The 1,284-nt window shown below is 38.4% G+C and carries 2 protein-coding genes; one reads left to right on the top strand and one right to left on the bottom strand.

Annotated features, from left to right (window positions below; genetic code table 11):
- The first annotated feature begins 128 nt into the window (after positions 1-128).
- A complete protein-coding gene (locus F6K53_RS43240; protein WP_293086859.1) occupies positions 129-365 on the top strand; it encodes a hypothetical protein in 237 nt (78 codons plus the stop codon).
- Positions 366-435: 70 nt separating this feature from the next.
- Here F6K53_RS43240 and F6K53_RS43235 read toward each other — a convergent pair whose 3' ends face one another.
- The gene (locus F6K53_RS43235; protein WP_293061962.1) at positions 436-663 is read right to left on the bottom strand and encodes a hypothetical protein; all 228 of its coding nucleotides are present in this window, start codon (positions 661-663) and stop codon (positions 436-438) included.
- Positions 664-1,284: the final 621 nt, after the last annotated feature.

The following is a 1,284-nucleotide window of genomic DNA, read 5'->3' as shown; positions in this document are numbered from 1 at the left end:
TGGCTTACTTAATTCGAGTTATTATTGGTAATCAAAAAATTAGCTTCCTATCTTTTATGACAACAAAAGACAGGAAGCTAAAATAGCGATAGCATTTTTACTTGAGTAAACAAGGCAACAAGAAAAAGTTGAGGGGATCTAAGGATGGGATGAATGCGATTGGCCTAGGCCACGTTACGCGATTGACCATAGGTCACGCTACGCGAACGCATTTCTTGCTTGAGGCGATCCCATCGTTCGATACCCCATTACCACTCAAAATCTCCCCACACTTCCGACACTTCCAACACTTCCAACACTTTCTTCCGGAGGGGAATCATGAAATAGTCGTAATTGCCCGACCAATATTAATTTGCAGGCCATAGCAACCCACTGGGCAAAAGCAGCTTGAGGATGAAAAAAACTAGTTCGTTCGAGGGTTCCAAGAACTAGTCATTACCAGTTTAAACCAAGTTTCTCAGCTACTTCCTCTGCAGGAATACCAGGCTCTCCAAGCTGAGTGCGGTGAAGCGAATCAATCAACTCTTGCACAACCTCAGGTCTTAGTTGTTTATTTTTATCAGGATCGCTCAACAGTGCTTCTAGAGTTTCAGTCACTGTTTCTTGGATGAGAACCTTAAACTCTTCAATTGTGAGGTCTTTAACTTGCATTGTCTCTCCCATCACATAACTTACTCTATATTATACACTTTTTTAGAGGAGATTGTTATCGAATTGAGTACAATCGGCTACCCAAAGTATAGCCAAGTTCTTAGTAACTGCACTGCCTAACTTTTGCTGCACTTTAGGGAGCGACGATCCCTTGGGCTTTTCCAAGAGATCCGTGCCGACGTAAAGTGAGTTATTAGTGCTGCATCTGTTAACTATAAGTATGATCAACGCTATAAATCTGCTTTAATGGATTTACGAAACTAGTTAATTAACGCCAGTATTAAAATAATAATAAATTGTCTAAACTCGTTTTGGTATGACTGTTGCTTTTCACCTTTATTGAAATTAAATTTTCACCTTCAACATTAAACCTTAAACTGTCAACAAAATGCCACTTATAGTCTCGTTAAAACCTATTTTTGTCTAATCTTTAAATTATACCAAAAATAAAATAAAATAATTTTGGCGATTTTTGATAAAGTAATTATAAGAGCCAACATAAATCAACTAAATTCCGTAAACTGTCAACGGTTAACACACCACTGAAGTCAATAAATAGCAACTGAATCTATGAATAGCCCTTTTCTCAATCACCTCCATAGCCCAAAGCGCCCGGTTATCGTATTTGATGGG

Origin of the sequence: Moorena sp. SIO4A1, from assembly GCF_010672065.1 — a bacterium.
GTDB lineage: Bacteria > Cyanobacteriota > Cyanobacteriia > Cyanobacteriales > Coleofasciculaceae > Moorena.
The sequence above is the reverse complement of the archived record's forward strand: the minus strand, read 5'-3'. Positions and strand labels throughout refer to the sequence as shown.